The sequence below is a fragment of the Dyella sp. KRB-257 genome, from assembly GCF_049445995.1.
GTDB lineage: Bacteria > Pseudomonadota > Gammaproteobacteria > Xanthomonadales > Rhodanobacteraceae > Dyella_A.
Genome location: NZ_JBMSDZ010000034.1, coordinates 1 through 22363 on the forward strand (window position 1 = coordinate 1; position 22363 = coordinate 22363).

General features: G+C 64.9%; 28 protein-coding genes, 4 tRNA genes and 1 pseudogene. 4 read left to right on the plus strand and 29 right to left on the minus strand.

The window, feature by feature from the left end; all coding sequences use genetic code 11:
- The 3 genes and pseudogenes from ACO2Q2_RS16445 to ACO2Q2_RS16455 all read left to right on the plus strand — a co-directional run.
- Positions 1 to 386 (plus strand): annotated as a pseudogene (locus ACO2Q2_RS16445) (hypothetical protein); the annotation flags it as partial.
- Complete coding sequence (locus ACO2Q2_RS16450) at positions 383 to 1030, plus strand: J domain-containing protein (RefSeq protein WP_423257336.1); 648 nt, start codon at positions 383 to 385, stop codon at positions 1028 to 1030. The pseudogene ACO2Q2_RS16445 and the gene ACO2Q2_RS16450, both read left to right, overlap by 4 nt.
- Positions 1027 to 1233: a helix-turn-helix transcriptional regulator gene (locus ACO2Q2_RS16455; RefSeq protein ID WP_423257337.1), complete on the plus strand. Its 207-nt coding sequence runs from the start codon at positions 1027 to 1029 to the stop codon at positions 1231 to 1233. Before ACO2Q2_RS16450 ends, ACO2Q2_RS16455 begins: the two co-directional genes overlap by 4 nt.
- Here the strand turns inward: ACO2Q2_RS16455 and ACO2Q2_RS16460 are convergent.
- The 20 genes from ACO2Q2_RS16460 to ACO2Q2_RS16555 form a co-directional block, all read right to left on the minus strand.
- Positions 1193 to 2437, minus strand: coding sequence for a tyrosine-type recombinase/integrase (locus ACO2Q2_RS16460; RefSeq protein ID WP_423257338.1), 1245 nt, complete (start codon positions 2435 to 2437; stop codon positions 1193 to 1195). The two genes, ACO2Q2_RS16455 and ACO2Q2_RS16460, sit on opposite strands and share 41 nt — an antisense overlap.
- Positions 2438 to 2614: 177 nt before the next feature.
- Positions 2615 to 2701: transfer RNA gene (locus ACO2Q2_RS16465), tRNA-Leu, on the minus strand.
- A gap of 144 nt (positions 2702 to 2845) precedes the next feature.
- Positions 2846 to 2919 (minus strand) — tRNA-Cys (locus tag ACO2Q2_RS16470).
- A 47-nt stretch (positions 2920 to 2966) separates the two neighbouring features.
- Positions 2967 to 3042, minus strand: a tRNA-Gly gene (locus ACO2Q2_RS16475).
- Positions 3043 to 3176: 134 nt separating this feature from the next.
- Positions 3177 to 3252 (minus strand) — tRNA-Gly (locus tag ACO2Q2_RS16480).
- A 76-nt stretch (positions 3253 to 3328) separates the two neighbouring features.
- Positions 3329 to 3832, minus strand: a complete 504-nt coding sequence (locus ACO2Q2_RS16485) for a transcriptional repressor (protein WP_423257339.1) — start codon at positions 3830 to 3832, stop codon at positions 3329 to 3331.
- Between the two features lie 351 nt (positions 3833 to 4183).
- Positions 4184 to 4615, minus strand: a complete 432-nt coding sequence (tnpA, locus tag ACO2Q2_RS16490; protein WP_423257340.1) for an IS200/IS605 family transposase — start codon at positions 4613 to 4615, stop codon at positions 4184 to 4186.
- Positions 4616 to 4732: 117 nt separating this feature from the next.
- Positions 4733 to 5632, minus strand: coding sequence for a peptidoglycan DD-metalloendopeptidase family protein (locus tag ACO2Q2_RS16495; protein WP_423257341.1), 900 nt, complete (start codon positions 5630 to 5632; stop codon positions 4733 to 4735).
- Positions 5633 to 5693: 61 nt separating this feature from the next.
- Positions 5694 to 6299 carry a YqaA family protein gene (locus ACO2Q2_RS16500; protein ID WP_423257342.1) on the minus strand — a complete coding sequence of 202 codons (606 nt, stop codon included), beginning with the start codon at positions 6297 to 6299 and terminating at the stop codon, positions 5694 to 5696.
- On the minus strand, positions 6299 to 6994 hold the full coding sequence (locus ACO2Q2_RS16505; protein WP_423257343.1) for a protein-L-isoaspartate(D-aspartate) O-methyltransferase: 696 nt from the start codon (positions 6992 to 6994) through the stop codon (positions 6299 to 6301). The genes ACO2Q2_RS16500 and ACO2Q2_RS16505 overlap by 1 nt, the downstream gene beginning before the upstream one ends.
- A gap of 3 nt (positions 6995 to 6997) precedes the next feature.
- Complete coding sequence (surE, locus tag ACO2Q2_RS16510) at positions 6998 to 7777, minus strand: 5'/3'-nucleotidase SurE (RefSeq protein ID WP_423257344.1); 780 nt, start codon at positions 7775 to 7777, stop codon at positions 6998 to 7000.
- A 133-nt stretch (positions 7778 to 7910) separates the two neighbouring features.
- Entirely contained in the window at positions 7911 to 8924 is a 1014-nt protein-coding gene (gene truD, locus ACO2Q2_RS16515; protein WP_423257345.1) for a tRNA pseudouridine(13) synthase TruD, read from the minus strand.
- A gap of 363 nt (positions 8925 to 9287) precedes the next feature.
- The gene (locus ACO2Q2_RS16520; protein WP_423257346.1) at positions 9288 to 9749 is read right to left on the minus strand and encodes a hypothetical protein; all 462 of its coding nucleotides are present in this window, start codon (positions 9747 to 9749) and stop codon (positions 9288 to 9290) included.
- Complete coding sequence (locus ACO2Q2_RS16525; RefSeq protein ID WP_423257347.1) at positions 9746 to 10246, minus strand: lysozyme; 501 nt, start codon at positions 10244 to 10246, stop codon at positions 9746 to 9748. The genes ACO2Q2_RS16520 and ACO2Q2_RS16525 overlap by 4 nt, the downstream gene beginning before the upstream one ends.
- Positions 10243 to 10458, minus strand: coding sequence for a hypothetical protein (locus tag ACO2Q2_RS16530; protein ID WP_423257348.1), 216 nt, complete (start codon positions 10456 to 10458; stop codon positions 10243 to 10245). Before ACO2Q2_RS16530 ends, ACO2Q2_RS16525 begins: the two co-directional genes overlap by 4 nt.
- Positions 10455 to 10643 (minus strand): hypothetical protein, encoded by a 189-nt coding sequence (locus ACO2Q2_RS16535; protein WP_423257349.1) that lies wholly within the window; start codon positions 10641 to 10643, stop codon positions 10455 to 10457. The genes ACO2Q2_RS16530 and ACO2Q2_RS16535 overlap by 4 nt, the downstream gene beginning before the upstream one ends.
- Entirely contained in the window at positions 10640 to 11065 is a 426-nt protein-coding gene (locus tag ACO2Q2_RS16540) for a hypothetical protein (RefSeq protein WP_423257350.1), read from the minus strand. Before ACO2Q2_RS16540 ends, ACO2Q2_RS16535 begins: the two co-directional genes overlap by 4 nt.
- Complete coding sequence (locus ACO2Q2_RS16545; protein WP_423257351.1) at positions 11062 to 11814, minus strand: hypothetical protein; 753 nt, start codon at positions 11812 to 11814, stop codon at positions 11062 to 11064. The genes ACO2Q2_RS16540 and ACO2Q2_RS16545 overlap by 4 nt, the downstream gene beginning before the upstream one ends.
- On the minus strand, positions 11814 to 12782 hold the full coding sequence (locus tag ACO2Q2_RS16550; RefSeq protein WP_423257352.1) for a hypothetical protein: 969 nt from the start codon (positions 12780 to 12782) through the stop codon (positions 11814 to 11816). The genes ACO2Q2_RS16545 and ACO2Q2_RS16550 overlap by 1 nt, the downstream gene beginning before the upstream one ends.
- Positions 12782 to 13564 carry a gp53-like domain-containing protein gene (locus tag ACO2Q2_RS16555; RefSeq protein ID WP_423257353.1) on the minus strand — a complete coding sequence of 261 codons (783 nt, stop codon included), beginning with the start codon at positions 13562 to 13564 and terminating at the stop codon, positions 12782 to 12784. Before ACO2Q2_RS16555 ends, ACO2Q2_RS16550 begins: the two co-directional genes overlap by 1 nt.
- A gap of 42 nt (positions 13565 to 13606) precedes the next feature.
- On the opposite strand from ACO2Q2_RS16555, the gene ACO2Q2_RS16560 reads away from it, so the two are divergent.
- Positions 13607 to 13837: a hypothetical protein gene (locus ACO2Q2_RS16560; protein ID WP_423257354.1), complete on the plus strand. Its 231-nt coding sequence runs from the start codon at positions 13607 to 13609 to the stop codon at positions 13835 to 13837.
- Here the strand turns inward: ACO2Q2_RS16560 and ACO2Q2_RS16565 are convergent.
- Genes ACO2Q2_RS16565 through ACO2Q2_RS16605 form a run of 9 tightly spaced genes read right to left on the minus strand, consistent with a single transcriptional unit; the run spans position 13831 to position 22240 of the window.
- Positions 13831 to 15645, minus strand: coding sequence for a hypothetical protein (locus ACO2Q2_RS16565; protein ID WP_423257355.1), 1815 nt, complete (start codon positions 15643 to 15645; stop codon positions 13831 to 13833). The genes ACO2Q2_RS16560 and ACO2Q2_RS16565 overlap by 7 nt on opposite strands.
- Positions 15638 to 17137 carry a hypothetical protein gene (locus tag ACO2Q2_RS16570; RefSeq protein ID WP_423257356.1) on the minus strand — a complete coding sequence of 500 codons (1500 nt, stop codon included), beginning with the start codon at positions 17135 to 17137 and terminating at the stop codon, positions 15638 to 15640. The genes ACO2Q2_RS16565 and ACO2Q2_RS16570 overlap by 8 nt, the downstream gene beginning before the upstream one ends.
- A 21-nt stretch (positions 17138 to 17158) precedes the next feature.
- Positions 17159 to 17839, minus strand: a complete 681-nt coding sequence (locus tag ACO2Q2_RS16575) for a hypothetical protein (protein ID WP_423257357.1) — start codon at positions 17837 to 17839, stop codon at positions 17159 to 17161.
- A 4-nt stretch (positions 17840 to 17843) separates the two neighbouring features.
- Positions 17844 to 18026, minus strand: coding sequence for a hypothetical protein (locus tag ACO2Q2_RS16580; RefSeq protein WP_423257358.1), 183 nt, complete (start codon positions 18024 to 18026; stop codon positions 17844 to 17846).
- The gene (locus ACO2Q2_RS16585) at positions 18014 to 18559 is read right to left on the minus strand and encodes an aspartyl/asparaginyl beta-hydroxylase domain-containing protein (RefSeq protein ID WP_423257359.1); all 546 of its coding nucleotides are present in this window, start codon (positions 18557 to 18559) and stop codon (positions 18014 to 18016) included. Before ACO2Q2_RS16585 ends, ACO2Q2_RS16580 begins: the two co-directional genes overlap by 13 nt.
- On the minus strand, positions 18559 to 19956 hold the full coding sequence (locus tag ACO2Q2_RS16590; protein ID WP_423257360.1) for a packaged DNA stabilization protein: 1398 nt from the start codon (positions 19954 to 19956) through the stop codon (positions 18559 to 18561). The genes ACO2Q2_RS16585 and ACO2Q2_RS16590 overlap by 1 nt, the downstream gene beginning before the upstream one ends.
- On the minus strand, positions 19956 to 20312 hold the full coding sequence (locus ACO2Q2_RS16595; RefSeq protein WP_423257361.1) for a hypothetical protein: 357 nt from the start codon (positions 20310 to 20312) through the stop codon (positions 19956 to 19958). The genes ACO2Q2_RS16590 and ACO2Q2_RS16595 overlap by 1 nt, the downstream gene beginning before the upstream one ends.
- Positions 20313 to 20368: 56 nt before the next feature.
- Complete coding sequence (locus ACO2Q2_RS16600) at positions 20369 to 21451, minus strand: DUF4043 family protein (RefSeq protein WP_423257362.1); 1083 nt, start codon at positions 21449 to 21451, stop codon at positions 20369 to 20371.
- A gap of 3 nt (positions 21452 to 21454) precedes the next feature.
- On the minus strand, positions 21455 to 22240 hold the full coding sequence (locus tag ACO2Q2_RS16605) for a hypothetical protein (RefSeq protein WP_423257363.1): 786 nt from the start codon (positions 22238 to 22240) through the stop codon (positions 21455 to 21457).
- Positions 22241 to 22363 lie beyond the last annotated feature (123 nt).

Below are 22363 nucleotides of genomic sequence, written 5' to 3' on the forward strand. Positions count from 1 at the left end.
GGTGTCCGACGCAATACGAAGCGGACGGCGCGCGCACGAGCGAGAGAGACTGGCGCGAGTTCGGTCCGCACCCATCGACATCGGTTCCTGGCCGCTACCGGCACGCGCGCTTCATGCCCCGATGGGCCAGCCGCCTGACGCTGGAGGTCACTGGCGTGCGGGTGGAGCGGCTGCAGGACATCACCGAGGCCGACGCCATCGCCGAGGGCATCCTGCGCGACGGCGAGGGCTGGCGCGGCGCTCCCGGGCTTCCGTGGTTTGCGTCGCCGATCGCGGCCTTCCGGTCGCTGTGGGAATCGATCAACGGCGCCGGCAGCTGGGACGACAACCCATGGGTCTGGGTGGTCGAGTTCCGCCGCATCGAGCAGGAGGCGAAAGCAGCATGAGCACCGAGACCATCCCCGCCTACCCCCTGCAGTGGCCCGCCGGCTGGAAGCGCACGCCATTGTCGTCGCGCACGCGTGCCCGGTTCGGCAAAGCATCAAGCGGCTACGGCGGATACACCTCGCGCGGCGAGCTGACCGTCGCCCAGGCCACCGATCGCGTGCTCGGCGAGCTACGCCGCATGGGCGTGCGCGACTACAACCTGGTGATCAGCAGCAACCTGCAGCTGCGGCTGGACGGCCTGCCCCGGTCTGGCCAGCGCGAACCGGACGACCCGGGTGTCGCCGTCTACTGGCGCGACAGCTCGCAGGATGGGCACCCGATGCGCTGCATGGCCGTCGACCGCTACGACCGGGTGGCCGACAACCTCGCGGCCATCGCCGCCACGCTGGACGCCATGCGCGCGATCGAGCGCCACGGTGGCGCGGAGGTCCTCAACCGGGCCTTCACCGGATTTGCCGCCCTGCCCGGCACCGGCAGCAGCGAGCACTGGAGCGACGTGCTGGGCGTGCCGGCGACGGCCAGTCGCGACGAGATCACCGCGGCGTACCGCAGCCTGCGCGCCCAGCACCATCCCGACCGCGGCGGCGACGCCGACGAGTTCCACCGCATCACCAAGGCCTACGAGGAGGCGAGCCGGTCATGAGCAAGGCCCTGATCGACCTGAAAGAGGCCATGCGCCGCAGCGGCCTGTGCAAGAGTGCCATCTACAACCGGATGGCTGCCGGCACGTTCCCGAAGGCCTGCAAGATCGGCGTGAGCACGCGCTGGGTCGACGCCGAGGTAGATGCCTGGGTCGAAGCCCAGATCAGCGCGCGCGACCGCGACGGCGAGCAGCAGGCGGCTTGAACTCCAACACCTTGCCACCCTCCCGCAGGCCGTCCAGCAGGTCGGCCCAGGCCTGCATCATCTTCCTGCGCTCTGGCAGCCACTCGGCGTAGTTGTAGGCCGCCCGCACGCCGTCGCGCTCGCTGTGCGCGAGCTGCCGCTCGATCCAGTCCCGGTTCCACCCCGTCTCGTTCAGCAGCGTGCTCGCCGTGGTGCGGAAGCCATGCGCGGTGTGCATATCGCTGGTGAAGCCCATCTTACGCAGCGCTGCGTTGATCGTGTTGTTCGACATCGGCCGGCGCGTCGTGCGGATCGATGGGAACAGGTAGTGCTGCGGCGAGTGCCCGGTGATCTCCTCGAGCTCGCGTAGGATCTCGATCGCCTGGCGGCTCAGCGGCACGATGTGCGGCGTCTTCATCTTCATGCGCTCGCCGGGCACACGCCATTCCTCGGCCTCCCAGTCGATCTCGTGCCAGCGCGCCTGCCGGAGCTCGCCCGGGCGCAGGAACACCAGCGGAGTCAGCCGCAGCGCCAGCACGGTCGGGGCGTGGCCCTGGTATCCATCGATCGCGCGCATCAGTCCGCCCACGGCTGTCCGGTCGGTCAGGCCGGCGTGATGCCTGACCTTCACCGTCTTCAGCACGCCGCGCAGGTCAGCCGTCGGATCGCGGTCGGCCCGGCCCGTGGCCACGGCATAGCGCATGATCTGGCCGATCCGCTGCTTCAGGCGCGCCGCGGTGTCGTGCTTGCCGCCGCAATCGGGCCGACGCACCAGCGCCAGCACGTCGACCGCCGTGATGCTGTTCACCGGGCGCCGGCCGATCCACGGGAAGGCGTAGGTGTCCAGAATCCAGCGAGCCCGGTCGTGCGTTCGCTCGGTCCACTCGCCGCGCTGCGCGATCCACTCTCTGGCCACCGCCTCGAAGCTGTCCTCGGCTGCCAGCGTGGCCTTCAGGCGCTCGGTCTGGCGCACAACGCTGGGATCCTGCCCCGCGGCCAGCAGAGCGCGCTGGCGGTCGCGCTCGCGCCGGGCGTCCTGCAGGGACATGGCAGGGTATTCGCCAAGCGAGATCATGTTCGCCTTGCCGGCGAAGCGGTAGCGGAAGCGCCAGCAGCGTGCGCCGGTGGGCCGGACCTCAATGGCCAGGCCGCCCATGTCGGCCACGCGGTAGACCGCGGCGCGAGGCTTCAGGGAGCGAAGACGGGTGTCGGTGAGCAATGGCATGGTGTGAGTAACGGAAGGCCGCCCAAGGCGGGCAGACGAACGTTACTCTCACCGGTACTCACATCGTGAGACGGCAGGGGATAGTCGGCCTTGGATGCGTGTGGTCGCCAGAAATGGCTTAGTGACGCTATTCCAAGGTTTCCAGTGGTCAGCCTTGGATGGCCTTACACGCGGTGATGGTGCCCGGGGCGGGGATCGAACCCGCATACCCGCGAGGGTGAGGGATTTTAAGTCCCTTGCGTCTACCAGTTTCGCCACCCGGGCCGAGCGCGCGGCAGCCTGGCCGCACGGCGCCGCGATGCTAGCACGCGCGGCGTGCTCCAAGTCGACTGCCCATGCGCACGCCAGATACAAAAAAGGCCCGCTTGCGCGGGCTTCAAACGGAACACGGGGTGCTCCGGAACACGATGGAGGCCTGGGTCGGAATTGAACCGGCGTACGCGGATTTGCAGTCCGCTGCATGACCACTCTGCCACCAGGCCATCGCTTGAAAAAACAAAACCCCGGTGATCCGAGGTTTCGCCAAAGATGGAGCGGGAAACGAGACTCGAACTCGCGACCCCGACCTTGGCAAGGTCGTGCTCTACCAACTGAGCTATTCCCGCGTCTGAGCTCGAAATGATAGCAGAAGGACGCCGGGTGGGAAGAAGCAAAAGGCGGGGCCGGGCAGGCGTTACCTGCAGCCACCGGCCCCGGAACGCAAAAGCCCCGGCATGGGCCGGGGCTTTTGCGATGAACCTGGAGCGGGAAACGAGACTCGAACTCGCGACCCCGACCTTGGCAAGGTCGTGCTCTACCAACTGAGCTATTCCCGCATCAGAGTCGCGCATTCTAGCGACTGATTGCCACCCGTCAACCCCCTGCGGGCGATCGGCGGGGCGACCGCGGCGATCACCCCTTGCTGCAGTTGCGGCAGACGCCGTGCACTTCCAGCGTCTGCGCCTGCGGGTGGAAGCCGAAGCGCTCGGCCTGCGACTCGATCAGCGCGGCGACGCGCACGTCGCACACTTCCTGCGCGCTGGAGCAGACGTCGCAGATCAGGAACGGCACCTGGTGCGCCTCGGCCGGGTGATGGCAGGAGACGAAGGCATTGATCGATTCGAGCTTGTGGATGAAGCCCTGTTCGAGCAGGAAATCCAGCGCGCGATAGACGGTGGGCGGGGCCGCGTTGCCGTGGCGTTCGCGCAGCTGGTCGAGCAGGTCGTAGGCCTTCACCGGCTTGCCGGCGGCGGCCACCAGTTCCAGTACTTCCCGGCGCAGCGGCGTGAGGCGCAGGCCGCGTTCCTCGCTGGCGTGCGACACCGCGTCGACGAAGCCCTGCGGGTCGCCTTCGTGATGCGTGTGGAACTTGCCGGTGGCCAGCTTGCTCAATGGAATCACCTCGGGCCGCATCATACATCCGGGCAGCCGTGCGCCCGGAAATGCACGGGCACGTGGCCGGGGCGCAGCGTGAAAGCCGCGCGGCGCGCCAGCAGCCTGTCGGACTTTGCTGGTCGAGGCGAGAAGTCGGCTGTGCGAGGACGGATTTTCGACGTTTCGTCGGCCCATGGTGGTTCCATGGGTCGGCGAAGCGGCGGAAACAGGGACCGCACAGCGGATCCGCCGCCCGGTCGAGCAAAAGTCCGACAGGCTGGTAAGTATCCCCCGGCAAAGCCGGGGGCTTTAGTTGTGTGAGCCGCTCAAAGCGGCTGAATCGGGGGCGCTAACGCGACCCCAGCCTTTGGCGCCACCCTTCGGTGGCGGGCCTCATCGCAGTAGCTGCAACTGCTCCAATCGTTGATCTTCCGCTTCTTGGTTGCGGATGTACGCTCGGATCACTTCCTCGTCGCGACCTACCGTCGACACGAAGTAGCCCCTTGCCCAGAAGCTCTGCCCTACGAAGTTCCGCTTGTGCTCTCCGTACACGCGCGCCAAGTGGATGGCGCTCTTGCCCTTGATGTAGCCCACCACCTGGGACACCGCGTACTTCGGTGGTATCCGCAACATCATGTGCACGTGATCCGGCATCAGATGCCCTTCCTCCACTCGGCTCTCCTTCTGCTCCGCTAAGCGGCGGAACACCTCTCCAAGGTACTGACGCAACTGTGCGTACAACGTGCGGCGACGACACGTGGGAATGAACACCACGTGGTAAAGGCACTCCCATTGCGTGTGATTTAAGCTCTCGTACTCGTCCATCGGGACTCTCCGTTTCGTGTGCTTGGCGGCTCACGAACGGAGTTTCCCCGATGGACTCCCGCATACGTCAAACTTCTACGGCCTCCCCGGCAGAGCCGGGGGGACTCCCTCGCTGGTCTAGCGCGCGGGCAAGTAATCGAGCGGATTGACCGGGTTGCCGTTGCGGCGGATCTGAAACTGCAGCTCGTTGCGCGAAGCGCCGGTGTCGCCCATTTCCGCGATCTGCTGGCCGGCCGATACACGCTGCCCCTCCCGTACCAGCCGCTTGCGGTTGTGGCCATAGGCGGAGAGGAAGGCGTCGTTGTGCTTGACGATGATCAGCTCGCCGTAGCCGACCAGGCCGTTGCCGCTGTAGACCACCACGCCATCGGCGGCGGCCCGCACCGGACTGCCGGCCGCGCCGCCGATCTCGATCCCGGGAATGGCATCGCCGCTACGGAATCCGCTGATCATCCGGCCATCGGCCGGCCAGCGCCACTGGACGCCGTCGACCGAACGGGTGCCGCCGGGCGACGGGGCGGGCGGCGCGGCCGGCGGCATCGGCACACCGGCCGGCTCGCCGGCCACCGGCACCTCGTCGGCCATGGTGGCCGGACGCCGGGGCGCCGATGCCGCAATCGATGGCGCGGCCGGGCGCGCCACGGCCGCTCGCGCGGGCGGCACGCGTGGCGGCGGCGAGACACGGGCGACCGGCCGGGCGGCGCCCCCATCCCGCGACGAGGGCGCGCGCAGCACCAGCTGCTGCCCGGGCCAGATCGTGTAAGGAGCCGGGATGCCGTTCCAGCGCGCCACGTCGCGGAAATCCACGCCGTGCCGGAACGCGATCGAATAGAGCGTGTCGCCCTTCACCACCCGGTAGCTCGCCGCATGACCCGGCGGCTGTGGTCGCGAGGATGCCGGATAGGCTGCACTGCGCGGCGCGCCCGCGCGCTGTACGACGACCGATCGGGTCGTGCCGCAGGCGACCAGCAGGACGGCGAACGACAGCATCGCGAGCGACTGGATGGTTCCCTTCATGCCACGAAGCATAGCGACCTCATGCCGCGTTTCCCATGCGACGACCGGCACGCAGGCGGGCTCAGCGCAGCCACAGCCACCACGCCAGCAGCACGCCGAGGATGGCCACGACCGCCCAGCCGATGCGCTCGATGTTCTTGTGCAGGATCTGCTCCGCTCGCTCGCCCACCACGCGTACCAGCAGGGCCAGCAGCCACACGCGCTTGCCGCGGCCGATCGCCACGCAAGCCAGGAAGGGCACGAGCGGCACGCCCACGATACCGGCCGCCCAGGTCACGAACTTCATCGGAATCACCGGCTGCAGCGCGGCGAGCATCAGGGCACCCAGCATGGCCAGCCAGTGCCGACTCATGTCGCTGCGCAACTGCTCAACCCACGTGCCGATGGCCTGCTGCATCGCCGGGCTGAACAGCGGCTGGATGCTCTGGTATGCCCAGTGTCCCAGCGCGTAGCCCACCAGCGAACCGAGCAGTGAAAACACCAGGCTGAGGTTGGCATAGAAGAAGGCGCGATGGCGCTTGCCCAGCATCATCGGCGCCAGCATCACTTCCGGCATCACCGGGAAGATGAATGCCTCCACGAAACTGAGTCCGCACAGGTAGGGGATCGCCCGGGGATGGCGCGCCCAGGTCAGGGTGCGTGCGTACAACGCGCCGAACAGGCGCATCAGCCGATGCCACCAAGCAGCGGTACGAAGCTCACCGGGCCGAGCTCCTCCTGGATGAAGTCGCCCTGCCCGTCGCCGCGCATGCGGATCAGCGTCTGGCTGCTGGGCGAGCCGACCGGCGCGATCAGCACGCCGGTCGGCGTCATCTGCTCGAGGATCGCATGCGGGATCGCGTCGCCCGCCGCGGTGAGGATCACCGCATCGAACGGGCTCTCGTCCGGCCAGCCGAGCTTGCCGTCGTCGTAGCGCGAGCGCAGGTTGGCGATGCCCAATTGGCGGAAGCGCCGGCGCGCCTGGCGCAGCAGTTCCTCGATGCGCTCCACCGTGAAGACCTGCGGCACCAGCGCCGCCAGCACGGCAGCCTGGTAACCCGAGCCGGTACCGATCTCCAGCACCTTCTGCGGCATGCCCTGCTTCGGATCGAAATGCTCCAGCAGCGCCTCGGTCATCCGCGCCACCACCCAGGGCTGCGAGATGGTCTGGCCGTGACCGATCGGCAGCGCGGTGTTCTCGTACGCGCGCGAGTGCAGCGCCTGGTCGATGAAGTGATGGCGCGGCAGGTTGCGGATCACGTCGATCACCCGCGCATCGCGGATGCCGCTCTTCTTCAGCGTGGCGGCCAGGCGATCGCGGGCGCGCTGCGAGGTCATGCCCTCGCCTTTCAATGCCGACGGCGGCAGCGGATGGATGTTCATCGCTCAGGCCGCCTGGTCGTCGCGGGCGCTGGTCATCGCCTGCATCCAGCCGCTGACTTTCTCCAGCGCCTGGTAGCGGGTGAGGTCGACATGGATCGGCGTCACCGACACGTAGCCGCGTCGCACCGCATGGAAATCGGTGCCGGGGCCGTCGTCCTCGGCGTCGCCGGCCGGACCGATCCACCACATCGGGCGGCCGCGCGGATCGGTCTGCGCGATGCACGCCTCGGCGCGATGGCGCTTGCCCAGCCGGGCCACTTCGAAGCCGCGGATCTGCTCCCACGGCAGGTCGGGCACGTTGACATTGAGGATGGTGTCGGCCGGCAGCGGATCGACCAGCAGCCGCTCCATCAGCATCACCACGGCGCGCGCGGCGGACTCGTAATGCTCGCCGCGATGGTCCTTGCTGACCAGCGACACGGCGATCGCCGGCAGGCCGAGGAAGCGCCCTTCCATCGCCGCCGACACGGTGCCGGAATAGATCACGTCGTCGCCCAGGTTGGCCGAGTTGTTGATGCCGGACACGACGATGTGCGGCTCCTCGTCGAGCAGGCCGGCCAGCGCCAGGTGCACGCAATCGGTGGGCGTGCCGGCGACGCGGTAGTAGCCGTTGTCCATGCGGGCGACGCGGATCGGTGCATCCAGCGTGAGCGAATTGCTGGCGCCGGAGCGATCCCGGTCCGGCGCCACCACCGTCACCTTGCCGATCGTGCCGAGGCGCTCGGCGAGCACGCGGATGCCCGGTGCATCCACGCCATCATCGTTGCTTACCAGAACTCGCATGTTGATCCGTAGAGAGCGTTGTCGGGGTCGCGGCAGGCGCCTTGCGGCCGGTCCCGTGCAGACGGTCGAGTCTAACCGAGCGCCGGGGGAGTTTCATCGGCGCGGTGGTGGTGCTGCTGAAGCGCTGAGCCGCTCAGACAGTCGTGGCAGCGAGCTCGCGCACCACCACCGTCGCGTAGGCGCCGGCGGGAAGTTCGAATGCCAGCTCCAGCGTGGCGTCGTCGGGCCAGCGCCAGCGCAGGTCCTTCGGCATCAGCCGCAGCGCGCGGCGTTCCTGCTCCAGCCGCGCCCTGACCAGGCCCTCGGCCAGATCGGCATGCTCGGCCGCCACCTGCCGCTCCAGCGCGCCGACCGCCTCGGTGCTCGGCGGCTCGCCCTCGCCCCACAGCGGGCCGGAGGGATGGATGTCGCCCTGCGACAGCCGGCGCGCCAGCGCGTCGTCGAGCGGCTCCGGACCAAACCACGAACGCGAGCCAGCCAGCGACCAGATCTCGCCCGGCAGCGCGGTGTCCCAGCTGCCCTGCTCCACCCGCGCGGCGAGCACGCTGTTGAAGATCTGCGAACGCGCGGCGGACAGCAGGATCGAGCGCTGGCCGCGGTCCATGCGGCGGCCGGCGAACATCGCCCGCGCCTGCGCCAGGTTGCCGCCTTCGCGGCCGAAGCGCTGCTCGCCGAAATAGTTGGGCACGCCGCGCGCGGCAATCTGCTGCAGCACGCGCTCGGCCGCCTCGCGCTCGCCCTGCACCGCGCGCAGCGTGAGCACGAAGCGGTTGCCGCGCAGCGCGCCGCGCTTGAGCTTGCGCCCGTGCCGCGTGGCCGCCAGCACCTTCGCCTCGGCATGCGGAAACGCCGACCAGTCCGGATCCGGACGCCCCGGCAGCTGCACCGAGAACGCCTGCCGCGTCACCGCATGGCGGTCCTTCAGGCCGGCATACCCCACGTTCACCGGCGGCACGCCGGCGAAGCGGGCCAGCTCGCGCGCCACCCAGTCGGTGTTGGCGCCGCGCTTCTCCACCCACAGCAGCGCGTGCTCGCCGGCGCCGTCGGTGTCGTAGCCGAGGATTTCCTCGACGATGAAATCCTCCGGTGCCGCGCGCAGGCGGGCGGTCAACGGCGCGCCGCCGCAGGCAAAGGGCAATTCGGACACGGAACGTTACTCCGCCGGACGGCGCCGGCCAGATGAAAAAGGCCTGTGGATGTCCTGCGCGACAACGCTGACGACCGCACGATCGACGCAGTCCTGCACGGGATGGCTTGTCGACCATGATGCAGACAAAAGGCCGGCAGTGCCGGCCTTTTGCTGGAAAAAGATGGTGCCCTCGAGAGGCATCGCGAACCCGCGCCGTTGAGCCATCCGTGGCTGTTCGTGGGGAATTTCTGGGCAGTGATCTACCGGATGACGCCCTTGTCCCGCAGCTGCTGCAGGCACCGGTGCTCGAGCTGGCGCACCGTGACCTCGGACTGGTAGAGGCCGGCCGCGCTGGAAATCCAGGTGTCGTTGGCTACCAGATCAGCGGGCCCGCGCAGGGGCGGCAGAGGCGGCAGGGGCCGGGCCGGCGGGGTCTGGTCGCAGGTCACCAACGGCGGCGGCGTTGGCGCGGGCGATGGCCTCGTCGAGTTGCTGCTGCACGCCGTCAGGCCGATCGCAAGCAGGAGTGCCACCAGCGGCGCCAGGCGCAGCCAGGTAGATGGTGCGGATGCGTTGAGCAGTGTCATGGGTGGCTACCTCGATCTTCGGCAAGGTGGTTTCGATCTGCACGGCGAGCGCGTGGCCGGCAGCGGCGGCGTCGGTGACGTGCTGCTGGGCCTGCGTGGCGGCGGCACGATCGGCGATGGCCTGGGCGGACTGATCCTTCGCCTGCTGGTCGGCCACGCCCTGCGCGTAGCGGTGATGGCCGTAGGCGATGACGGCGAGGATGCCGGCCAGCGCCAGCACCAGCGCGGCGAGGATCTTGTACGGGAGGCTGATCATCGAAAGTACCCCAGGCAGGCGTTGCGCTCGTCCACGCGGCGGTTGTGCAGGCCCTGCACGAACTGGCCGCCGGCGTAGGCCCAGCCGGTGCGATTACCGCGGCGGTCGAGCGCGTCGGTGAGTTGCAGGCAGGCGCCGGTCACGTCGCCCGAGTTGGCCAGGTGCTGCAGCGTGGAGTCACACACCACGCCGGGCCCGAGGTTGAAGGCGGCATCGATGAAGGCCGCGCGCTGGGTCTCGGTCAGGTCGGCATGGATGCAGCGATCGACGGCTGCGCGCGCCTCGGCCTGGTCCTGCTGCAGGTAGGCCTGGCACTCCGCATCGGTCGCGGTGTCGCCCGGTTTGACGCCTCGCGTGTGCCCCGTGCAGATCGTCCACGCGTGGCCCACGCGATCGAAGTAGGCGCGGTGCACCGTGCCTTCCCAGTCCATCGACATACCGGCCGCGATCGCTGCAGCGCCGGCTCCGGACAGGGCGAGCTTCTGCCAGCGCTTCATCGCTTCTGCCTCCAGAGGCGCCCGAACACCGTCAGCGCGCAGATCAGGGAGCCGCCCAGCCATACTGCCCAGGTCGGGATCAGGCCGAGCCACGGCACGATGCCGCCGGCAGCCGACAGTCCAGCGCCGATGGCGCCGGCGATAGCCCCGGTGCCAGCCACACGCACGCTGTGCAGCCGGTGGGCCTGGCGCCAGTCATAGATCAGGCTCACTTGCCACCTCCAAGCTTGAACAGCGCGTAGATGGTGGTGACCGCTGCCGCCACCTTGCCCAGCCATTTGACGGCCTTCACCACGCCGGAAGCGGTGCGCCACGCCTCGAGGAGGCCATGGATGTCGTCTCGCAAGGCAGACACCTCTTTGCGCAGCTGCTCCAGTTCGTTCGTTGGCTCGGTCATGCCATAGCTCCGGGTTGGTGAATGACCCAGCCGTAGGTGGCCGGTTGTGGGAGTTGCGCAATGACCTCGGCTGAGTTCGGGAAGGTGGCCGGCGGATTCGCCTCCGCGGACTGCTGCCACTGAAAGCAGGCCTGCCAGACGGCATCGCGCCACGCCAGCGCAGCGGTCGCGTCGGCGTCCCACTGAGTGACGGAGCTGCCCTTATAGGAAATGCACGAGGCGAGCGAGTCGTATCCATTCGCCTGCGCGGTGGTGTCGAGCCATGCCTGCACATCGATGGACAGGGCTGCCGCAGCATCCGCAAGCGTCGGCGCAGGGGGCTCAGTGGCGAAGGTTTCACCGGGAAGCAGATCGGATTCGTAGGCGATAGCGCGCCAGCTGGTGCGACCATTGGTAGTGGTGATTGCGTATCCCATGGTCATCGCTCGTACTCGTAGCCGAAAACGTCAATAAACATGCCATCTGTGCCGAGCGGTGGCGCAGAAAATGCGTACGTCATGGCTTGGGATGAATCAAGTGGATGATTTACGGATGCTGTGGCCTGCGCGCGGACAAGATAAATCCCGCTATTTCCGATTGCAGTTCCCGGAGAGTCCGACGTGCCAGTAGCCATGTTGGACCCGTTCGTATTATCAAAATTGTACAATTGCAGTATCGCAATCCTCGACGTGCTCGGGACAATCGAAGATGCATTGGCGGTTGCCGCCGTCGAGTTATTTGCGCCCGATACGATACGAAACGGGGCTACGCCGTTTGCAACCCTATAACAAATTAAGTTGTTATTTTGCAGAAAGTTATAGATATTTGCGCTCGCATCTGTCAGCACGCTGCCGATATACCGACGTGATGCATCCCCCGTTTTCGCCCGCGCCGTGCCGCTGTAGGGCGCATCGGGCGCAGTCGTCACGCACTCGATCGCTGGTGTGCCGGCATTGTCGTAGAGGTACAGGTGGTAGAACGTCGATGCGGCGAGCACAAGGCCAGTAAGCGCGATGGCGTTCGGAACTGGCAGGCACTTGTTGAGCGATGGAATAAACGCTGCGCCACTGGTGACAGTCAATGCGGTGGCGCTAACCCACTGCATTTGCAAGCCATCGATATAGCCTTGGCCTGACCAGTTGGCCGTTCCCCACTGCAAATCCTGCGTTGTCAGATTATTGAGATTCGGCATCAGGCTGCACTCGTGGTAATGAAGTCGCCAGCACTAGTAACTAGCGGTTTCCCTGAGCTGCTGACAATCAAGTCATTGAGCACAAGGCTGATCTGTGCCTGTAATTTTCCATCTGCAGATAGCACCGTATCGGCAGAAGTTATCGGTGTCGCCGTAGCCGTTGACAGTCCGGTAAGCGTGGTGGAACGAACACGAGCACTGGTGAAGTAGAGGTTAGTTGTTCCCTCGCTCAGGTCATCCGTAGTCGCGGATGATTCCTGCGAACGCCGCCCCTTGGTGTCGAAAGCCACTTTTTTTAGCGTGCCGCCAGCCGTTGGCGTGACGTTGGCTAGGTCAATGGTTGGAAGCCCGGACGATGCATCGCCGTTCGTGACGGTGATGTTGCCTGCGGTGCCGGTGATGGTGGCCGCTTTGGTGCCCGTCACGCGGCCTTTGGTGTCGCGGGTGATCGCAAGCAGCGATCCGGCGCCACTGTTAGCGACGTCAGCAAGGTCAATCGTCGGGAGGCCAGCAGAAGCATTGCCGTTGGTGACCGTGACATTGCCGGCTGTGCCTGTAATCGTTGCGGACCGGGTGCCGGTGACCCTTCCTTTTCCATCCCGGGTGATGGCGAGAAGTGCGCCGGCTCCGGTGTCGGCCAAGTCCGTGAGGTCGGCGGTCAGCGTGTTGGCCGAGTAGTCGAGCGTCAAGGTGACGTTTGTGCTGTCCGCTGGATCGACAAACGCGAACTGCGCACCGTTGCGCGTGACAATGCCGGTGCCATTGGTGGAAATCAGCGGGCCGAGCGTGGCAAACAGCCGCGTTGTCTGGTCTTGAAGCGCCGCAACGTCAGTGGATGAGGCTTCGCCGCTCGCCTGCTGTACGCGCACGTATTCCGCGATCTGCTGAAGTACGCGGTAGAACTCGGGCGTGCATTGCAGGTTGCCAGCGATGGGGTGCCGCTGCCCTGGAAGGTTAGGAACGCTCATCAGGCCGTCACACCGATGGCGATCCACTGGAAGTCGTTCGTGGCCGTGAAGTTGGCCAACGACGAGTTACCTTCGGCAATGTCACCCACTGCTGTGAATCCGGTGGAGCTTGGCGCGGCGTTGTAGTACATCACCACCGGGCCACCTGCTTGGGCGCCGATGGGCGTCAGCGTCACGCCGAACACCGTGGCGTAGGCCGTCGGGAACACCACCGACTTGGACGAGGTGTAAGCACCCGAGTTTGGCAGCGTGTCCTTGCCGGACTGAATCAGCAGCGTGCCGATCTTCACGCTGAGGACGTTGGTACCCGTAGTGACTGTCAGGTCGGGAATGTTGAGCGCCGAAAGCGACTGCCACAGCGCCGCTCCGGCACTGGCAAACAGGATTTTGTTGTCCTGCCCGGTCGGGTCGGGAAGCTGGAGAATCGCACTCCACAGTAGGTTTGCGGCGTCGTTCGTCAGGAACTGGCCGTCCACCAGCGTGGGAATGGTCAACCCACCACCCCCGGGCAGCGTCAGGTTGTCCCGGTCCGAAATCAGCGTGCCATCGGAGGCGTACAGGCGAGCCCGGTAGCTCCCCGAACCCCAAATGTCATGGACCGGCTTGCCATCCACCCCAAGTGCAATCGTGCTACCGTTGTTCGTGGTTAGGGCCTGCTCGCCGTAGACGTCTTTGGGCGTCGTGGTACCTGCATCGTAGAACGCCAGCGAGCCAGAAGCGGCCACCTTGCCGGCGTCATCAAAGAACGTCTCAAACGGGCTGAACAGTCGGAAGGCGGTCATGGTGGTTCCAAAGAAAAAGCCCCGCTCGGGGCGGGGCTTGGGATGAACGGCTGGATTGCTCCGGCGCTGTTTGTTGCTGGCGCCTTCTGCGTTTTCTTTGTGTTGCGACTGGTTCGCCTGATGTGGGATTCATCCCAGCAAAAGGGCGGCTTCCTCTTCCCTTTTGAGGCTCGCCTACTTCAGTGGCTACAGGATCGCGCCACCGCGCGGGCTCTTGGTGTCGATGTAGGCATCATCCGGGCGCGTCGCAAGATCGATTTCCCCGATCACTGACCCTGTAGGCGAAGGCTCTGCGCGGTCGGATCAATCGATGCTCCAAGCGCCTGCTGTAGCTGCTGCTTTAGCTGAGCATTGGCATTCGGGTTATTGAGGATCGACTCAACCAAGCGCGGGTTCTTCAGCATGTTCTGCACGGTGCGCGATATGCCCACCGCGCCAGCTCCCGTCAGCAACCCAGCAAGCGGGTTGATGGCAGCACCCGTTCCCAAGGCAGATCCAACCACAGCGCCAGGTGCTTTCAGTGCGTCGATCACAGCCGTGCGCCGAGCGGTTCCGGAATCCGGCACAACGTCCTTCAAGAACCGCTGGCCGATACGGGCCAAATCGCCCAAGTCGCCGCGAGTGCCACGAGCCATGGCCACCTTGCCGGCATTGTTTCCGGTGACGCGTCCCATCAGCTGAGCCGGCGAAATGTCGCCCGTGGTCGATTTCCCCACCAGCGGCTCGATCGTGCGCATGTCCTTCCACTGCTGGCGTGCCTGCGCCCAGGCTGCGGCATCCTCTGGCTTGATGTTGGCACCCATGGCGTCACGCAGCACTTCCTGAAGATCGCCGAGCACCTTGGAGCGCTCGCCACCTGAACGAATAGCGCTCCCGAGCTTGGAATCAATGCTCTGATACACGCGGCCAGGGATCGTGCCGTTTTGGCTTTGGCTCACCAAGCGCTGGATGATGGAATCAACCATGCTCTTGGCTTCTGGACCATAGAACGACTGCGCATCCTGAGCGACGGCTTGCAGCTTTCGGCCAAGGTCCGGCGTGATAGGGATGTTGTTGTTCGCCGTCAGACGGTCGAATTCACCGCCAATGCGCTTCACAGCACCAGCAAATGCTTCTGGCGTGATCTTTTGTGCATCAATTCCGATGGTTTGTCCCACGGCACGGTTAAATGCCTGCTGCTGCGCATCTTGAAACTTGGCCGCGCCGCTGAAAGGGACTTGCGAGGTGGCAGAATCAACCAGCTTGGCAACTTTTGAATCAGCGATCTGCGATGCTTTCAGCGGGATGCCAGCAGACTCGGCAAGGTTTGCCAGTCGGGTGGCTTCCGGGGATGCGGCGCCAATTAATCGGCCAGCGCCACGGGCCGCACCTACAGCGGTTGCCTCACCAGCGGCCGGAGCGAGACCACCAAGCAAGCTCCACGCAAGCTCTGCTTTAGGTGACAAGCCAGCTTCATGGGCTACACCACCCGCACCAGATCCCGCCACAGTCGCAGCCAGCTGCGCCCCAGGCTGAGCGATAAGCGCCTGGCCCACCGTGCGCGCCACGGGCGATGCTGCGCTCGACATGGCGCTACCCAAGCCCATGCCGCCAAGCATGCCGCCCACGCCCTGCTCGATGCGATCCACCACGCGGCCAGTAGGCGTGCTCGACTGCGGCACATCGGCCTTCTGCAAGGTCGAATCGACCAGACCGTGGATCGTCTTGAAGTAGTCCTGCGGCCCGCCGAAGTGCTCAATCGCCCGGTTCGTCAGGTCAATCGGCAGGTCAATCAGGCTTCCAAGGCCTTTCGTGACGTTGCCACTGGTGCGAAGCGTGGCATCGGCCAACTGAGTGCCGATGGACGGTGCCTGACGAAGCTGCGCGGCTCCCTGCTGCTCACGTTGCAGGAACGCCTGATCCTCGGGCGACATGGCGGCAATTTCGGCCGGCGAGTAGTCGCTAGAGGGCGGCTGTGTAGTGGCGGATGGCATCGCCGGATGCGGAAGCATCTGGAAACCGGGCGGAGGCGGAGGCACGCCTTGGCCCATCGGCTGCACCATCTGAAAGCCCGGAGGCGGCGGCGGGATCTGGTCAGCCATTGGCAGGCACCCAGCTCTGGCCGTTCCATTCGATGGCTTGCCCGGTCTGCGGATTCACGGCGCGCGGTCGAGACATGGCCGGCTGCTGCGAATCAGACTGTCCGCCACCCTGCGCCGACTGATCAAACCGAATCTGTGCCCCAGCAATGCGATCTCGCGTGCGCTGCAACTTGTTCTTGTAGTCGATCAAGTTGTTTCGAAGCTGATCGTTATTCTGATTCTCGCCCAAGTTGACCTGAGCATTTCGAATGATCCGACCTTCAGAATCCGTCAAGTTTCCAAAGCCGCTCGCACCGGTTGCAGAGAGGGATTTGAGGTTGCTCAGGGTGTTCAAAAGCGACTGGTTGCCGATGGTGTCAAGCAAAGCTCGCGCGTTGGCCGTGTCGGTATGCGGGATGCGACCAAACGTGTCGCCCATGAACGTGCCAAGGTTCTCAAACCCAGGCGCTTTGAGTAGCTGATCAATCTGCTGGATGCTGCCGTCGATGCCCTGCACAGTCGCCTGCTGCGCTTCGGTCGCCTTCTGTGCCTTCACGGCTTGGATGGCTTCCTGAGCTGCGCTCATCTGCGGCGGATTGCTCACTACGTCGATCTTTCCCGTTGGATCGACCTGAGCGACGGTGCCTTCAGGTAGGCCGTACTGCTTCACTTCCTGCGGCGTGAGCGTGCGGACGTTCTTGGGAGGCGAGTAGCCAAGCCCGCCACCAGTGGGCGTGATTTGCGCGCCTGCGTTGGCGTACTGCTGCCTGATCCATGCGTCGCCCTGCTCTGGCGTCATCTGGCCGGAGTTGACCAGCTGGGAAGCACGCGCATTGATGGCATCCAGCGGGCTAGATGATGGTGCGGATGCATTCGGCACCCCACTGGGGAAGGGATCAGAAAATTTGCCGCTAGCAGGGTCAAGAAGCATTTTCCTGCTCCCTCCATTGCCATCGGGAATTTCTACAAGCTGCATATTTGCCGGCTTGGCGGGATTGGTGAACATCTGCTGGCCCGTGGCGCTATCGACCAGCACACCACCCGGAGCGACTACCGTGCCCTTCTGCTCTGCCATGCCTCCGGTCTGACCAAGCACCTTGTACAGCGTCGGCAACAGGTCAGGCGTCCACTGCTGGGGCAGATTGGCCGCGTTCGCCGGGTCAAAGCTCGCCAGCGTATTGCGTACACCCTGATACGTGCCGTTGATGCGCGCCGGGTCGCCACTCTTGTACGCAGCGATCATTGCCTCAGCCGTATTGCTTGCCAGCTTGCTGCGGCGATCCTGCAAAGCCTGATCGCGCTGTGCCTTGGCTGCATCCTGCGCCGTGAGGTCGTTGCCAAGCCCCACCGCAAGCTGCGGATTCAACGCCGCAAGCTGCGACAGCAACGGCTGGCGCTGCGTCGGATCGGCACCGTAGACCTGGCCGGCGATCTTGTTGGCCTGCTGTTGCTGGCCGTACTGCATGCCCTGCCGATACTGGCCGACGATATCGGGGAACTGAAGCTCTGCCATGCGGGTTTCCCCTGAATGTGGTTACTGACCGGGCCAGTAGGTGCTGGTCGATTCGGCGCCGTAGTAGGGCGTAGAGGTAGCCATGGGCACGTTCGTGGTCACGGGCGCATAGGACGAAGCGTTCTGCCCCCTGTACTGCCCGTAAGCGCCGGCAAGCTGGCCGAGCAGGTTGCTGGTGGAGTTGGCTTGATTGATGTACCCAGCGCCCTGAGCATTGGCCGCGCTCATCAGGTTGTTCCCGATGCCTGCGGCGTTGCCGGTGCCGATGCTGCCGAGGTTCGACGCGGCACCCTGCCCCATCTGCGCAAGGTTCATCAGGCTGCTGCGGTAGTTCCCCAGGTTCTGGCTGGCAAGCCCGCCCGCAAACTTCAACACGTCCGCCGTGTGCCCACCGGCATACAGCGACCCACGCGCGGCGGCACTTCGGTCCACCCCCTGCAAGCCCTGATCCAGCGCGAACTTGTAATCTGGCGAGTTCATGAAGCCGGAATAATCGCCACTGGCCAATGCATTCAGGCCGGTCAGCGCCCCACTTCCCGCATCAATGTACGGGTTCAGATTTTGCGCAGTGCGGTTGTAGTTCTGTTCAAGCTGCGCGTTTGCCTGCGAGGCCGCACTCTTGCTGGCATTAGCCGCCTTATTGGCAGCTTGATTTTGTTCCACCGCGCCAACGACGGCAGCTGCTGCGACGCCCCAAGGCATGGTGTTATTCCTCTGTCTGAATGACGGTGCGGCGCTGCTCAAGCATTGCCAAGGCCACATCGCGGCATTCCTGGATGGAAAGCCTGCGGTGTTCCTTGGTGCCTGCGCCGGGGTGGTACTGCATGGACGTGACGGACGCGAAATACACGTCAAACGCCATCACTTCGGACGGTTTCAGCGGATGCATATGATCATCGTGATGCGGGCCTCGTCCGAGTCGTTGGTGACCCAGTGCAGGCGCGAGTTGTCGAAGGTGTAGAGGTCGCCGGGAAGCGGCCTGAGCGAGGCGTCCTCGAAGTGGAACGCCTGATCGGTGTTGCCTTGGATCTGTACGGCGTATTTGGCGTACCGCTGCGCGTGCCAGCCATGGTCAACGTGAGGCTTCACCGAGCCACCGGGCGGGATGCGGGTAATCAGCACGCCGCCAAGCGTCTGGCCGGCTACCATGCGCATCACCTTGCGGCACAAGCGCCAAGCGGATGGAATCGCGGCTATGCACGGGTACCACTCGGAGACGTGTTCGGCGTTGAACGCCTGCGGATCACCGTGGAAGTTGCGCCATGGGTTGTAGCGCACCCAGATGTCGTCAACCTCACGATGCGGCGTGCCATCGCCACAGGTGCGCAGCGTGTGCCGGTTCCACAGTTCCGGATGATCGGCCAGCTGACGCGCAAGCGGCTGCACATCCAAGCCACTAGCGAGGTGCTGGATGGAAGCCATCAGCTATCACACGCCTCGATCATGGCCGACACTTCCAAGAGGTCAGCCTTCAGCGCATCCGTGACGCGAATGTCCAGCGTGATTTGCCGGCACTGGCCGATGCCGCGCGTCTCGACCGTCTGCACGAAAGATCCGGTCTTGCCCATCGGCAGCTTCCGCCAGTCGGACCAGTTGTGCCCGCCGTCCTTGCTGTAGCGCATGTCCATGTACGTGCTACCGCTGGCAGGCTGGCCGGTGTCGATGGTGAACTTGAGCCCGTTGACCAGCACGCGGTTCCCGCCATCGGCAAGCACGGTGGTCACGCGCCGGCGCTCTAGGTCTGCGCCAACCTCATCAAAAGCTGACCAGTCGAGCTTGTAGAGCTTCCCGTTGCTGTAGTCGCCGGCAATCCACTGGCCATTCCACTTCACCAGGTCATTGATGCGCCAGCGGTTCAGGCCGTAGGACTTGCGGCGGTGCCACTCGCCGGAAGCCACGTCATAGCCCCACGTCTGGCCGTCCGGGAAGGTGAAATAGGCCACCTTGTGGCCCTGATCCTCCCAGGCGAAGCAGAACGCCTTGCTGAGGTCACTGCTGGCGATGCTGGATTCGATGGGAAGCGTCGAAACGCGCTGCGGCGAGTAGCCGTTGGCGCGGTAGAGCGATCCATCATCACCCAGCCAAAAGACCGAGTTGTCCAGCAACACACGCGCATGCGTCGCCGCGAGGCCTCGCTCGATCACCACGCCCGACTGCCGCTGAAACGTGCCCGTGCCTGCGCCCGTATCCACGAACGGCTCGATGGTGCGCGAGCCCATCAGCCACCATTCGCGGTGGGTGACGATCTGCCCGACGATCTTGTCCGGGGCGCTCTCTGCCTCGTACTGGTCGAGCGTGTTGTAGCTGGTGGCGTCGGCCAGATCCGAAGTGAAAGCACGGCGTCCGGTCGGGTCCACGCCGACAATGAACTGGTCGATGAAATCGAACGATTTGGCCCCGATGAATCCCGGGTCCGTGATCTGTACCAGCGTGTTGTCGCGGGTATCGAACACGTAGCCGCTCGAACCATTGGCGATGGCAAGCTGGTTGCCGCCAGCCACTTGGTTGTGGGCCATCGACACGCGCGAAACGCCAGGTATCGTTCCACGGGAAACCACGGTGCCGTTCGTAGCCTCGTACAGAGTGCTTCCAGACACCGCGAACAGGCGCCCTTCCACGTCGTGCAGGCCACGGATGCCCAAGCCGCTGCCAAGGTCGCAGAACGCGCTCAGACCTGGCGGGTTGCGGTACTTGGACGGCGACCGCGTGCCTTCGCGCTCAGCCTTCACCAGCAGCCAGTTCACCACGTCCGCCGATGACCACTCCCGACTGTCGTCCGGATAAGCGCCACCGATGACGGGAAGCGGTTTCCAGCGCATCAGTAGTAGTCCGTGTGCAACGTCTGGCCGACGTAGCGGTGATTCTTGAGAATCGTCAGCTCCTTCATGCCAAGCGTGGCATTGCCAGCGAGCAACTGCGCGCGGTTAAGCACGCCATAGGGCATCATCAGGCGGTAGGCGATCACCTGCGTAAGCGGAATGAAGTAGCGGGCCGGAATCGCATCGCCGTCCAGATCGAACGGGATCAATCCACGGTCATACAGGGCTTCAAGCTGCTGCTGACACCGCGCCGTGGCGATCTTGGCGTCCTCCGGTGCCGGTGCATCCTGCAAATCGGCCACGCCAAGCTCTTGCAGCACCGCATTGCGCAGATCGTCGCGGGTATAGGTGGACATGCGTGCTCCCAAAGAAAGGGGCGACCATCACGGCCGCCCCTTGCTTGCCTTGGCTATCAGTCAGCCGCCGCCGCGACGAAGCCGGTCGCCATGCCCCAGTCCTTGGCGCTGGTGCTGCCCTGACCCCACAGGATCTTCTCGACGCCTCGCAGCTCGAAGAAGCCGACGCCACGCTGGAAGCCGTAGTCGTCTTCCTTGCGAAGTGTGGTCATCAGCTCCTTGGCCCACGCCACGGCAAGCGCCTGCGCACCGCACAGGTACACCGGAGCGCACGCAACCGGGGTGGTCGCCGTGTTGTTGAAGCCGGCGATCTCGGGGATCTCGCGGATCACGACACCATCCCAGTACAGCGAGGTGGTACCGGTGAACAGCGGGTTGGTCTTGGCGCGCTCGCGGGCGTTCTCATGCACCGTCTCGAGGTCGATCTTCAGATCCCGATAGGCGTACGAGTTGACGAACAGCACGAAGGTCTCTTCGTCCTCGCCGTAGGTGAACGGGCGGATGCCCTCGCCGTTGGCGTTCTTGGCCGTCTGCGCCAGACGCTTCAGCAGCGACACCACGTTCTTGGACAGCTTCATCGTGCTGGTGACGTTGTTCAGCGCGGTGGCGAACGTGGCGTTGTAGTTCGCGGTCGAATCACCGAACAGCACGCGGTCGGAGTTGGCGACGGTCCAGTTGTTGAGGTTGGTCGCGGTAGCAGATCCGTACGGCACGCCCTGAATCGAACCCAGCGCCGTGATGATGTCGTTCTTCATGTAGCGCATCGCCAGATCCTTCAGGGCGGTGCGGCCGGCCTCGCGCACGTCGAACGCACTGGCCTGCTCTTCCTCCATGTTCACCACGGTGGCGTCGCGGACCACCTTCACGGTGATCTTGTGACCATCGTTCGGCAAAGCCTTTTCGTTGCCCACCAGCGACGTGGTGCCGTCATTTGCGCCCGCAGCGGCATCCAGCGCGCCAATCAGGTTGACGGTGATCGCGTCGCCCTTCTTCTTGGTCAGGTCGCGCTTGACCTGGATGATGGAGTTCTCGCCGCTGCCCATGTACCGCTTGAAGCGGCTGGCGCGCACGTACTCCATGAAGAGCTTGTTGTCCCACTGTTTCGCACGTACGGCAGTGGAAATGGTCGTGTTAGTCATGGCTTAGTTCCTCGGAAATAGGGTTTCGAACACGTCCTCGGACGCCGCTGACGGAGTGCCAGCCACGCTGCGGGACGAGGAAAGGTCGGGGGGGATGGCTTGAGCGGCTTGACGCTTGGCGTCTGCCTTGGCCTGCAATTCGGCTTCGATCTTGGCCCGCACTTCGGCCTCGACCTTGGCGCGATAGGCCTCGGGGTCTTCCATCTGTTTCAGTTCGCTCAGCTGCTTACCGAGCCTGTAGGCGGCCAGTGCCGGGTTCGGTGCGCTCAGGACGCGCTGCGCAATCGCAGGGTTCGTCTTGGCGTGTTCCTGCACCACGGCAAAAACTTCGTCGTAGTCCGGGTGCGCTTCCCGTGCCTGCTCTTCGAGCGCCGCATACAGCCGCTGTGTGGCCGTCTGCTCCACGGCTTTCAGCCGCTGCGATACGAACGCATCCGGGTCTTCCCAGATTTCGACTTTCTGTTCCGCCTGCACCGGCTGTTGCGGCTGCGCCCCATTGCGCAGTTCCTGAAGCTGGCGCTCGTACTCGGCGATCTTTCGATCACGCTCTTGCAGCTCACGCTCGCGGGCCTGCCGCTTCTCGCGCTCTGCCTTCATGGCCGCGTAGGGCACATGGGTTTCTGTCTGAGGGTCCGGGGCCGCTGGCGCCTCGGGTTCCGTTGGCGTGTCCGCCTCAGGGGTTTCAGCCGTTGCCGTGCTGTCCGATTCGTCGGCGGCTACTTCTTCATCCGCTGCCGGCGTCTCATCATCACGAAACTCATCAAGAAAATCACGCTCCACTTGGCTCATCGTTTGCCTCACATCGACCGTTCGCCGTCGTCACGCATCGCGCCAAACCGTGCGCGTCCGGTTGCCCACTGCCAGGGCAAATCGCGGGCACAAAAAAACCGCCTTGCGGCGGCTCGTTCGTGC

Coding starts and splice junctions, on each gene's coding strand:
- ACO2Q2_RS16580 (WP_423257358.1), bottom strand. CDS start 18,026: ATGCATCCGCTGAAACCGTCCGAAGTGATGGCGTTTGACGTGTATTTC.
- ACO2Q2_RS16600 (WP_423257362.1), bottom strand. CDS start 21,451: ATGACTAACACGACCATTTCCACTGCCGTACGTGCGAAACAGTGGGAC.
- ACO2Q2_RS16585 (WP_423257359.1), bottom strand. CDS start 18,559: ATGGCTTCCATCCAGCACCTCGCTAGTGGCTTGGATGTGCAGCCGCTT.
- ACO2Q2_RS16460 (WP_423257338.1), bottom strand. CDS start 2,437: ATGCCATTGCTCACCGACACCCGTCTTCGCTCCCTGAAGCCTCGCGCC.
- ACO2Q2_RS16485 (WP_423257339.1), bottom strand. CDS start 3,832: ATGATGCGGCCCGAGGTGATTCCATTGAGCAAGCTGGCCACCGGCAAG.
- ACO2Q2_RS16455 (WP_423257337.1), top strand. CDS start 1,027: ATGAGCAAGGCCCTGATCGACCTGAAAGAGGCCATGCGCCGCAGCGGC.
- ACO2Q2_RS16560 (WP_423257354.1), top strand. CDS start 13,607: ATGAACGGCTGGATTGCTCCGGCGCTGTTTGTTGCTGGCGCCTTCTGC.
- ACO2Q2_RS16550 (WP_423257352.1), bottom strand. CDS start 12,782: ATGAGCGTTCCTAACCTTCCAGGGCAGCGGCACCCCATCGCTGGCAAC.
- tnpA (WP_423257340.1), bottom strand. CDS start 4,615: ATGGACGAGTACGAGAGCTTAAATCACACGCAATGGGAGTGCCTTTAC.
- ACO2Q2_RS16570 (WP_423257356.1), bottom strand. CDS start 17,137: ATGGCAGAGCTTCAGTTCCCCGATATCGTCGGCCAGTATCGGCAGGGC.
- surE (WP_423257344.1), bottom strand. CDS start 7,777: ATGCGAGTTCTGGTAAGCAACGATGATGGCGTGGATGCACCGGGCATC.
- ACO2Q2_RS16520 (WP_423257346.1), bottom strand. CDS start 9,749: ATGATCAGCCTCCCGTACAAGATCCTCGCCGCGCTGGTGCTGGCGCTG.
- ACO2Q2_RS16595 (WP_423257361.1), bottom strand. CDS start 20,312: ATGTCCACCTATACCCGCGACGATCTGCGCAATGCGGTGCTGCAAGAG.
- ACO2Q2_RS16450 (WP_423257336.1), top strand. CDS start 383: ATGAGCACCGAGACCATCCCCGCCTACCCCCTGCAGTGGCCCGCCGGC.
- ACO2Q2_RS16505 (WP_423257343.1), bottom strand. CDS start 6,994: ATGAACATCCATCCGCTGCCGCCGTCGGCATTGAAAGGCGAGGGCATG.
- ACO2Q2_RS16575 (WP_423257357.1), bottom strand. CDS start 17,839: ATGCCTTGGGGCGTCGCAGCAGCTGCCGTCGTTGGCGCGGTGGAACAA.
- ACO2Q2_RS16525 (WP_423257347.1), bottom strand. CDS start 10,246: ATGAAGCGCTGGCAGAAGCTCGCCCTGTCCGGAGCCGGCGCTGCAGCG.
- ACO2Q2_RS16500 (WP_423257342.1), bottom strand. CDS start 6,299: ATGCGCCTGTTCGGCGCGTTGTACGCACGCACCCTGACCTGGGCGCGC.
- ACO2Q2_RS16565 (WP_423257355.1), bottom strand. CDS start 15,645: ATGGCTGACCAGATCCCGCCGCCGCCTCCGGGCTTTCAGATGGTGCAG.
- ACO2Q2_RS16545 (WP_423257351.1), bottom strand. CDS start 11,814: ATGCCGAATCTCAATAATCTGACAACGCAGGATTTGCAGTGGGGAACG.
- ACO2Q2_RS16535 (WP_423257349.1), bottom strand. CDS start 10,643: ATGACCGAGCCAACGAACGAACTGGAGCAGCTGCGCAAAGAGGTGTCT.
- ACO2Q2_RS16555 (WP_423257353.1), bottom strand. CDS start 13,564: ATGACCGCCTTCCGACTGTTCAGCCCGTTTGAGACGTTCTTTGATGAC.
- ACO2Q2_RS16495 (WP_423257341.1), bottom strand. CDS start 5,632: ATGAAGGGAACCATCCAGTCGCTCGCGATGCTGTCGTTCGCCGTCCTG.
- ACO2Q2_RS16590 (WP_423257360.1), bottom strand. CDS start 19,956: ATGCGCTGGAAACCGCTTCCCGTCATCGGTGGCGCTTATCCGGACGAC.
- ACO2Q2_RS16605 (WP_423257363.1), bottom strand. CDS start 22,240: ATGAGCCAAGTGGAGCGTGATTTTCTTGATGAGTTTCGTGATGATGAG.
- ACO2Q2_RS16540 (WP_423257350.1), bottom strand. CDS start 11,065: ATGACCATGGGATACGCAATCACCACTACCAATGGTCGCACCAGCTGG.